This is a genomic window from Geobacillus sp. WSUCF1, assembly GCF_000422025.1.
GTDB lineage: Bacteria > Bacillota > Bacilli > Bacillales > Anoxybacillaceae > Geobacillus > Geobacillus zalihae.
In genome coordinates this window covers 1-9,722 of the sequence record NZ_ATCO01000235.1, presented here as the reverse complement: position 1 = coordinate 9,722, position 9,722 = coordinate 1, and the positions used below count along the sequence as shown (strand labels likewise).

The 9,722-nt window shown below is 54.9% G+C and carries 10 protein-coding genes and 2 pseudogenes; 3 read left to right on the top strand and 9 right to left on the bottom strand.

The window, feature by feature from the left end; all coding sequences use genetic code 11:
* Positions 1-72 precede the first annotated feature (72 nt).
* Positions 73-213 (top strand): annotated as a pseudogene (locus tag I656_RS19560) (spore coat protein); the annotation flags it as partial.
* Between the two features lie 93 nt (positions 214-306).
* A pseudogene (locus I656_RS20050) lies at positions 307-1,667 on the top strand (S8 family peptidase).
* Positions 1,668-1,864: 197 nt separating this feature from the next.
* Here I656_RS20050 and I656_RS00660 read toward each other — a convergent pair.
* From I656_RS00660 to I656_RS00675, 4 genes are all read right to left on the bottom strand, one after another.
* On the bottom strand, positions 1,865-2,440 hold the full coding sequence (locus I656_RS00660) for a YitT family protein (RefSeq protein WP_015374701.1): 576 nt from the start codon (positions 2,438-2,440) through the stop codon (positions 1,865-1,867).
* A 167-nt stretch (positions 2,441-2,607) separates the two neighbouring features.
* Positions 2,608-2,778 carry a twin-arginine translocase TatA/TatE family subunit gene (locus tag I656_RS00665; RefSeq protein WP_011231011.1) on the bottom strand — a complete coding sequence of 57 codons (171 nt, stop codon included), beginning with the start codon at positions 2,776-2,778 and terminating at the stop codon, positions 2,608-2,610.
* A 108-nt stretch (positions 2,779-2,886) separates the two neighbouring features.
* Positions 2,887-3,066 carry an H-type small acid-soluble spore protein gene (locus I656_RS00670; RefSeq protein WP_011231010.1) on the bottom strand — a complete coding sequence of 60 codons (180 nt, stop codon included), beginning with the start codon at positions 3,064-3,066 and terminating at the stop codon, positions 2,887-2,889.
* A complete protein-coding gene (locus tag I656_RS00675; RefSeq protein WP_223810903.1) occupies positions 3,067-3,228 on the bottom strand; it encodes a hypothetical protein in 162 nt (53 codons plus the stop codon).
* A gap of 125 nt (positions 3,229-3,353) precedes the next feature.
* Between I656_RS00675 and I656_RS00680 the strand changes: the two genes are divergently transcribed.
* On the top strand, positions 3,354-4,349 hold the full coding sequence (locus tag I656_RS00680) for an acyltransferase family protein (protein WP_015374699.1): 996 nt from the start codon (positions 3,354-3,356) through the stop codon (positions 4,347-4,349).
* A 90-nt stretch (positions 4,350-4,439) separates the two neighbouring features.
* Here I656_RS00680 and thiE read toward each other — a convergent pair whose 3' ends face one another.
* The 5 genes from thiE to I656_RS00705 all read right to left on the bottom strand — a co-directional run bounded on the left by thiE (position 4,440) and on the right by I656_RS00705 (position 9,615).
* Positions 4,440-5,105, bottom strand: coding sequence for a thiamine phosphate synthase (thiE, locus tag I656_RS00685; protein WP_015374698.1), 666 nt, complete (start codon positions 5,103-5,105; stop codon positions 4,440-4,442).
* Positions 5,106-5,110: 5 nt separating this feature from the next.
* Positions 5,111-5,911, bottom strand: a complete 801-nt coding sequence (thiD, locus tag I656_RS00690) for a bifunctional hydroxymethylpyrimidine kinase/phosphomethylpyrimidine kinase (RefSeq protein WP_015374697.1) — start codon at positions 5,909-5,911, stop codon at positions 5,111-5,113.
* A gap of 18 nt (positions 5,912-5,929) precedes the next feature.
* Complete coding sequence (gene thiM, locus I656_RS00695; protein WP_013145495.1) at positions 5,930-6,739, bottom strand: hydroxyethylthiazole kinase; 810 nt, start codon at positions 6,737-6,739, stop codon at positions 5,930-5,932.
* A 172-nt stretch (positions 6,740-6,911) separates the two neighbouring features.
* Complete coding sequence (locus I656_RS00700) at positions 6,912-7,934, bottom strand: glycosyltransferase family 2 protein (RefSeq protein ID WP_015374695.1); 1,023 nt, start codon at positions 7,932-7,934, stop codon at positions 6,912-6,914.
* A gap of 1 nt (position 7,935) precedes the next feature.
* On the bottom strand, positions 7,936-9,615 hold the full coding sequence (locus I656_RS00705; RefSeq protein ID WP_013523628.1) for a DUF6044 family protein: 1,680 nt from the start codon (positions 9,613-9,615) through the stop codon (positions 7,936-7,938).
* Positions 9,616-9,722: the final 107 nt, after the last annotated feature.

Sequence of the window (9,722 nt, the reverse complement as noted above, 5' to 3'; positions counted from 1 at the left end):
ATTCATCTCCCACTTTCACTGGTGCTGGCGCACCTTCACGTTTGGAAGTAGGAGACTTCTTTCGGAGGGAAGTTAAATGACGCGATTGCGTTTCACGAGCAAATTAGCCAATACATAATCAACAAAGGATACTATCATCCGACCAACGTCCAAGAGCAGCTGCGCGTCGATATGCAAACGGCGCAGCAAGTGTTGCAATCAGCCGGCCGCTGAACGCACAAATGGGATTCGCCCGCTGCAAGTGGAATCCCATTTTTCATGATTTGCCCTCCATTCGCCCATCCTAACAACAAGGAGGTGAACAGCGTGAAACGCCGATACCGAATATGGGCCGCGACCAGCGCGGTTGTTGCTCTACTCGTTGCCGCAGCCGCCTTGGGGCGACCGGCTCTAGAAGAAAACGCCCCGGCTCCACCACGGCTGAAGCCGTTTGACGCCGAGGTCGCACCCACCCATCCAACCGTTGTCGCCTTAGACAGCTTAAGCGCAGGCGAACAGCTGAAACAGCAGTTGAACAAGCACCCGCGCATTCGGGAAATCCTCCATAATCGCCGCGGTGACCGAAGCCATTATTTCGCCAATGAGATCGTCGTCCGCTTTCGGGCATTGCCATCGAAAAGCCGTCTTCAACAAATGGAGGCAGCCATCGCCGGCCAGCTCATCAAGCAGGTCGACCACGTGTTTGTATTCCGTTCGCGCGGGCAAACGTACGAAGAGATGCGCCGCTATTTCCGATCCCTTCCGATGGTTGATTATTGCGAACCGCACTACATTTACATGCAAAATGAGTGGAACAAGCCGGCGCTGATCCCGAACGATTCGTTTTACGCCCGCTACCAGTGGAACTTCCGGCCATTCATACTGAAGACGGCTGGACGTTGTCGCGCGGCAAACAAACCGTGCCTGTCGCCATCATTGACAGCGGGGTCGATTTGACCCATCCCGATTTAATCCGCCGCCTTGGTCCCGGATACAACGTATTGGCCGACGACCGCTCTCCGAATGACGAAAATGGCCATGGCACCCATGTCGCTGGCATTATCGCCTCACAGCCGAACAACGACGAAGGAGTCGCCGGCATAACATGGTTCAACCCGATCATGGCCGTCAAAGCATTAAATGCGGACGGCTATGGAACGAGCATCGACGTGGCGAAAGGCATCCGCTGGGCGGTCGACCACGGGGCAAAGGTCATCAATTTAAGCCTTGGCAACTACCAACCGTCCTCGGTGCTTGAAGAGGCGATCCGCTACGCCGACGCCCATGATGTCGTGCTTGTCGCCGCTTCCGGCAACGACAGCACATCACAGCCGAGCTTTCCGGCCGCGTATCCAGAAGTGATCAGTGTTGGCGCTGTCAATCCGGATCTTTCCTATGCACTTTATTCCAACTACGGCGACTATGTGGATGTCGTCGCGCCTGGAACGAACATTGCCAGCACGTTTGCCGGCCACCGGTACGCCGCCCTTTCCGGCACGTCGATGGCCGCGCCGCACGTCACCGCACTCGCCGCTTTGATCCGCTCCGTCAACCCGCGGCTTTCGAACGATGAAGTGCGCGACATTATTCTCGAAAGCGCTGATGACTTAGGCGAGAGAGGAAAAGATCCGTATTACGGCTATGGGCTGATTAACGTCTACCGCGCGCTCGAGCTGGCTAAGCGATAACCGATGCTCCTTCCGCCAATGATTGGGGAACTCGTCGCTGGGAAAGGTCAAACGGACAAAATTCTCATCTCCTGTGCGAACGATGTTAAAACTCCCCCACAGCATCAATCAGCAAACAGCCGGAAACGGCGCCTTCGGTGCCGCATTCCCATAGAGGAGCGCCTATCTGCTGAAACGAAAAACGATGGGGATTCGAGCTATACCCCCATCGTTTTTTCGCGCGTCAACATCGTCGTCACCGCCCCGACGACCGTGACAACGACAAGCGAGTGGACAAACGGCACTGAGTCGATGATCATGCTCCCAGCTGAAATAATGCAGGCGTCAATGACAAAAATGATGATCCCGACGTTCCAGTTCGTCCATCTAGCGATAAACTGGGCGAGCAGGTCGGTCCCGCCCGTGCTCGTCTCCTCGCGCAGCATCAAGCCGATGCCCGCGCCGACCAGCACCCCGCCGATGACCGCGCTTGGAAGCGAATCCAACACCACCACGCCGCGCAAAACGGACAATACGTCAATCATCCATGAGGAAAATAAAAGTCCGTGCAAGCTGTTGTAAAAAAACGGGCGGTAGTAAAACCATGCGGCTGCATAAAGCGGAACGCTTAAGACGATCATCGTCAACCCAGCCTGAACGTGCCACACGTATTTGGCGATCAGCCCGAGCCCGATCATCCCCCCATCAAGCAAATGGTGAGGGACGAAAAAGACGTTGATGCCAACGCCAAGAAGCAGACTGCCGACAATCACCGCCGCCATTTTTTTGATCATCACGAAACCCCTCCGCCACGGCTTATCCCAACGAGCCAACATACCTCCATATATATGTATATGGCGCCCCTTGACAGAGCTTGTCTCTTTTTTGCCGCATCGCGGAGGAAATGGCTAGTCACGGACGAAATACAAAAATAAGAGGCCAGGCCTCTATGCCCAACCTCTTATTTTTGCGCTTTTGTCGTCTCGTCATCGTCGATGATGCCTTTTGTCGCATTCTTAAATTCGCGCAACGTTTTCCCGGCCGCTTGTCCTAACTCCGGCAGCTTTTTCGGTCCGAAAATGAGCAAAGCGAAAAAGACGATGAGCGCAATTTCTCCAAAGCCGATGTTCATGTTTGTCACTCCCATGTTCAAGCGTCGTTTCTTGAATCATTATACCATAGAAGAACGGACGGTGTCATCGTCTTTCCCTTGACAAAACGGCGACAATTTGCCCATCTCTCATTGTTCCTCAAGCAGTCGCACCGGTACGTCTTGTTCGTGTTCCGGCTCATCGGTGAAATAAACGCGAGCCATTTCGCGCTCATCATCGACGTGCTGAATCACCACTTGTTTCCCTTTATACATCACCGGAACGATCTCCCCAGCTTCAGCCATTCGCTTCGCCCGCAACAGTTCCATCTACTCCCCTCCTTTCGCACTGTCCTCCGCCTGCGCCCGCAAGCTTTTCCAAAACAACTCGTCGCTGCAGACGATCTCATGAAGCTCTCCTTCGTCTCCTTTGGCGTTGATGATTTCAAGCAACTGCGTCATATCGTCCATTTCGTGCCGATCGTTTTTCACCGAATCATCCCCTTTCTTTGGCAAACTGATGACAGCGGCCATCCCATCGCTTCGTTTCCTGCGTTGACTCCCTCAAAAAGAAGGAGTATGATTCGAATTGGTGTGTATAGAAAGGAGGAAACACTATGAAGGAGCGGGACTATTATTTTGACAACGCGAAATGCGCGCTCATGCTCCTCGTCGTGTTTGGCCACTTTCTACGCCCGTACATTGACGGCGTCTTATGGGTGCACAGCTTGTATACGTGGATTTTCTTTTTCCACATGCCAGCGTTCATTTTCATTTCCGGCTATTTCGCCAAAAAATTCCATGAGCACGGCTACTTGCAAAAAATCACGAAAAAATTGCTCATCCCGTACGTTCTGTTCCAGCTGCTGTATTCGATCTACTATTTCTTCCTGTATGACAAACAGTCGCTGGAACTTGACTTATTGACCCCGCATTGGAGTTTATGGTTTTTGCTCAGCCTGTTTAGCTGGAACGTGCTGCTGTTATGGTTCGGCCGGCTGCCAAAGCGGATCGCATTGCCGATGGCGCTTCTTCTCGGCTTGACCAGCGGCATGATGGAAGCGGAAAAATGGCTGAGCTTGTCGCGGACGCTCACGTTTTTCCCGTTCTTTTTGCTTGGATTTTTCTTTCAAAAGTCGGCGATCGAGCGCTTGTTTGCCGCCCCAGTGCGCCTCGTTTCGCTATTTGTGCTTGTTAGCATGTTTTTCGTCATCCATTTCGGGTTTCCGGATTTGCCGCAAGATTGGCTGTACGGCTCGAAATCGTACGATACGCTCGGCGTCTCGGAACCAGCCGGCATTGCGAGCCGCCTCGCCATTTATGGGGCGAGCCTGCTCATGATGTTTGGCTTTCTGTCGCTCATCCCGAGCCGTCGCTTCTCGTTTTCCGTGCTCGGGGCGCGCACGTTTTACATCTATATCTTGCACGGGTTTATTTTAAAATATTTGCACGAGACGCCATTCCCAGACTTTATTATGGATGTGCACGGCTATCCGCTTCTGCTTGCACTGTCGGTTGCCATGATGCTCATCCTTGGAAGCAAGCCGGTCGTCCGGCTCGTGCGGCCGCTGTTGGAATGGCGATGGCCGAACTGGCGGCAGACAACGACCTAGCCGTCAAAAAAGAAGGTGTCCCGAACTATCAACGGGACACCTTTTTTCATTTATGGCGCTTTGCCTACAAGTGGAAACCGACTTTTTCATTCAGCGCGTGCGAGCTGCCCGCACCGCTTCCGCTAAGGCGGCGGCCGCCGCCTTTGGCGACGGAGCCGAAGCGATGGCGCTGATGACGGATACCCCATCCGCCCCGGCTTCCACAACGGTTTTGGCGTTCGCAGCCGTAATGCCGCCAATGGCGACGATTGGAATGGTGATGCCGGCTTCGCGCAAGCGGCGGAGAACATCCGGTCCTTGCGCTTCCTTTGCATCCTCTTTCGAACTGGTCGGGTAAATCGGGCCGACGCCGAGGTAATTGGCGCCCGCCTCAACGGCCGCCATCGCTTCTTCGACGTTGTGCGCTGAGACGCCCAAAATTTTATCGCCGATTTTTTCCCGCACGCGCCGCGCGTCCTCATCGTCTTGACCGACGTGGACGCCGTCGGCATCAATGGCGAGAGCCAGCTCGACGTCATCGTTGACGATAAACGGTACCCCATAAGCGCGGCAAAGGTGCTGCAGCTGCCGGGCGAGCTCCTCTTTGTCCGCCCCTTTTAAAGCGCCCGGCCCTTTTTCGCGGAATTGAAACAACGTCACACCGCCGTCAAGCGCTTCTTTCAGCACATCGGCGGCCGGACGTTCGCTGTTTTGGCTTCCCATAATGAAGTAAACAGCCAGCCGCTCCTTCATTTCACCGCTCGCGATGCGCGCCATCGTTCTCACTCTCCGTATTGGCGGTACGCCCAATGGTTCGTCGGCCCATGGCCTTGGCCGATGCCGAGCGGATGGGCAATCGCCGATTGCACAAACGCCTTCGCCGTCGCGACAGCGTCGACAGGATGCCGCCCTTTCGCCAGCTCAGCGGCGATCGCCGCGGCAAACGTACAGCCGGTTCCGTGCGTATGGCGCGTGTCAATTCGCTTGCTTTTAAAATAGGAAAATTCGCTGCCGTTATACAGCAAGTCGACGGTTTCTTCGCCATCATCGTCATGGCCGCCTTTCACGACGACATAGCGGGCGCCCATCCGGTGGAGGAGGCGCGCGGCTTCACGGCGGTCATCCATCGTGCGGATGACAACGCCCGTCAACGCTTCCGCTTCTGGAATGTTCGGTGTAATGACAAGCGCCATCGGCAGCAGCTCTTCTTTCAGCGCGGCCACCGCCTCTTCTTGCAACAGCGGAGCGCCGCCTTTGGCGATCATCACCGGGTCGACGACCAGCCGCTCCCATTTCTGTTTTTTCACTTGTTCAGCAACCGTACGAATGATCTCGGCACTAAAGAGCATGCCGGTTTTCACCGCATCCGCGCCTAAATCGGCGGCCACCGATTCGATCTGGGCGGCGACTGCTTCCGCCGACAGCGGGTAGACGCCTTGCACGCCAAGTGTGTTTTGTGCCGTCACCGCCGTGATCGCTGACATGCCAAAGACGCCGAGCTCCTGGAACGTTTTGAGATCGGCTTGGATGCCGGCGCCGCCGCCGCTGTCCGACCCGGCAATCGTCAACGCTTTGTACACCATCGTGTTTCTCCTCCCCTTTTACCGTTGTTCCACCCGGCCATACCGTTTGACATCATCGACGCTTGTATACGCCAACGCGTCCAAAAACGCCGTCTGGAAGCTGCCCGGTCCGCGCTCCCCGGCTTTGGCCGCCGCCTGCTCCGCTGCGACGCCGTAATACACAAGCGCGGCCACCGCCGCTGCCGCCGCATCGCGCTCAACGGCCGCAAACGCTCCGACAACCGATGTCAGCAAGCAGCCCGCTCCGGTCACTTTTGTCAACAACGGATGGCCGTTCTGAATCAGATACGTCGTCTGTCCGTCCGCAACGACGTCCTCTTTTCCAGTAATCGCGACAACGGCGCCGAGCTGCTCCGCCGCCCGTTTGGCCAACGCCACTCGATCGCCGCTTCCTCCGCCGGCGTCAACTCCTTTAATCGCCCACGCCTCACCGATCATATTGGCGATCTCCGCCGCATTGCCACGGATCACGGCGAGCTTGACTTGTTCCGCGATGCGGCGCGCCGTCTCCGTCCGGTAGCGCGTGGCCCCGGCCCCGACCGGGTCGAAAATGACCGGCACGCCGGCTTCATTGGCCGCCTGGCCGGCGACAAGCATCGCTTCCACCTCTTTGTCATTCAACGTCCCAATATTGAGGACAAGCGCTCCAGCGAGCTTCGCCATCTCGCCCACTTCCTCTTTCGCATACGCCATCACCGGCGAAGCGCCAAGCGCAAGCAGCCCATTTGCCGTAAAATTCGTCACAACGACATTCGTGATATTATGGACGAGCGGATTCTCCTCTCTTACCCGCTCGAGCAGTTCCGCCCATTCATGCCAATTGGCCATTTCCGGTTTCTCCCCTTTCCAAGCCTTTTCGCCGGCCATACACTGACTTTCGCCGTATTTTCGGCCAATGGAATGATCCATTCTCCCCATCCATCAGTCTACTCTTTCTTTTTTTGAATTGCAAGACAAAGAAAAAAGGCGGCCGCCAAAGCGCACCTCCCTTTTTGTTCCATTACGAACGCGGCCATTCGGCCGCGCCTCCCTCTTCGGGCGGCGCCGCCGGCGACAGCCGCTGCGGCAGCGGCCAATTCCACAAATCCAAATCGATGATATAACGCGGCCTCCGTTTCGTTTCTTTGTAAATTTTTCCAATATATTCACCAATCAGCCCGAGCGCCATCAGCTGCAAGCCCCCTAACAGCCAGATGGACGTAATGAGCGACGTCCAACCCGTTTCCGTATGCCCGACCCATTTGAGAAAAAGAAAATAGGCGCCAAACATCAAGCTGACGACAAACGAGAGAAACCCAACGAGCGAAATGAAACGGATCGGGGTGACGCTGAACGACGTCACGCCGTCAAGCGCAAAGGCGATCATTTTTTTCAGCGGATATTTCGTTTTCCCGGCCGGCCGCTCTTTTCGGTCATAATAAACCGTCGCCGACCGAAAGCCCAAAAGTGGAACGATGCCGCGCAAAAACAAGTTCACTTCCCCGAACTGTTCAAGCGCGTCCACAGCGCGCCGGCTCATAAGGCGATAGTCGGCGTGATTGTAAACGATATCGACGCCAAACGCCTTCATCAACCGATAAAACCCTTGCGCCGTATGGCGCTTGAACCATGTATCGGCATCGCGCCGCCGGCGCACGCCGTAGACGATGTCATAGCCTTCGCGAAACTTTTGCACAAATTCCCGAATCGCCGCTACATCATCTTGCAAATCGGCGTCGATCGAAATGAGGCAATCGGCATGCCTTTTCGCGGCGAACAGCCCAGCAAGCAGCGCGTTTTGATGCCCGGCGTTATGCGCCAGTTTCAGCCCTTTCACTTCCGGGTGGCGCAAACTCGCTTTGTATATGATCTTCCATGTGTCATCACAGCTGCCGTCATCGACGAACAAAAGCGCGCTGTTGGATGAAATGAGCTGCTCTTCAATCAATTGTTCGCGCAACTCCCGTAAGCGGCGGATCGTCTCCGGCAGCACCTCTTCTTCGTTGTAACACGGCACAACAATAGCCAACGTCGGTTCGAACATGTCACCTTCCTCCCTCCGGCACGACTTTGTATAAATAGATGGTCCACGCGGACTCTTTGGAACGGAACACCCGCTCAAGGCTCAAGGCGTTTTTGCTGGCATTTTCAATCGGCAGCGCTGAAAAAATGTAGCGCCCGCCCATGTCATAAAACACGTTTGTGTTCAATTCCAAGTTGCGAATCGTCCGCTTCGAGTTTTTCTGAAACATATACCGCTTGCCCAGCTCATCGACGAACAAATAGCAGCGCCCGCCCCATTCATCGAAATACTGGCGCAGTTTTTTGTTTTTCGCGAGCTCCTTGGCGATGATGCGGCGAAACCGATGCTTGTATTCGAGCGGATAAAAGTTGTTGTACGTATCGAGTGTGTAAAAGCCGTTGTATTGAGCGATCGCCGGGTGGATGCCGATGCTGGCGACACGGTATGTATGCACCGGGCGGCCGATATAGCGGCGAATGGCGGCAAACTGCTTTTCCGCGTAAAACTCGCGAAACGACGGCTTGTCGCGGTAGACGATTTCCTCATTGCATAAAGCAAGCACGACAAGCTGCAAGACAATGGCCGCCGCACCGACCGCCCGCCACCTTCGGCCTTCCTGCCAAAAAATTTTCAGCGCCAGTGCAAACAAGACGTAAATCACCATTGGCCGCAAAAAATGGTAGCGGGCGAAATTGAACTTATCGAGCAAATCAAACCGTTCGGTGAGCGGCAGCCATCCTTTGTAAAACCAAAACGCATACCATGTCGACAACGCGAAGTTCAACCCGTGCAAAATCAAAAACAGTTTCTCCCGCCGCCAGCTTTTCCGCTTCCATACAATGTACAAGGCAACGAGCGTCACCGGTAAAATGACGAGCCCATGCACGGTCATGACGTGGGTGTGGCCGAGCACATAGTTTTTGAACGTCAGCCGGATGACGCGCCAAAGCGGCAGACGGGCGTGGAAATATTCGTCGCGGCTTGTCGGCTCATTGGAAAACAAGAGCGAATGGACAAGCCGGTAATCGACCGCCAAATAGAGCATCGTCATATAGACGATGGCCGCCAAAAACCGCCAATTCCAACCCTTGCCGCGGATGACATCAATGAGCCACCAAATCCCAAGCGCGCTCAAGAAAAAGAAAAATCCAAGCACGAAGCTCGAATAGAGCGGCAAAAGCGTCAACACCGCCCAGTTCACCCATGAACGCTCGCCGCCCCGAATGTTTAAAAACGCCCAAAGCGCAAGCGGCATCCCGAGCGTACTTAACATTCCCGATGGCCAAAACGGCGTCAAGGCAAACGTCAACGAAGAGCCGATGCGAATCCATCCCCAGCGCTCGCCCGGCAGCACATGTTTTCGCAGCAGCAAATACATGCCGATGAACGCCAATACGCGGGTTGCGGCTTGACTGAGCCCATAGGCGTAAATGGATGGAAACAGGGCGTGAAGCCAAACGATGCCGCTGAATTCTGTGCCGAACGCGTTGCGCGGCAGGCCGTTGATGATTTGCGGAATGACCCCATCGACCGGTCCGAACAGCTCACCGCTTCGAGTGAGCACCTTATACCAAGCGATGTTGGAATCCAAATTGTCATGAACGCGCATATGCGCATCTTCACCGAGCACAAAGTACGGCGACACGTACAAGGCGATGGCAACGAAAGAGAAGAGCAGGAGTCTCTTTTCGATGGACGGCACCTTTTCTCCCCCTTTCGCTTTTACTCATGTCTTTCCTTATTGTTCAACCCAACAGGAAAATTATTCATGGGAATGGAAAAAAACGGACTCCCGTCCAAACAAAAAAA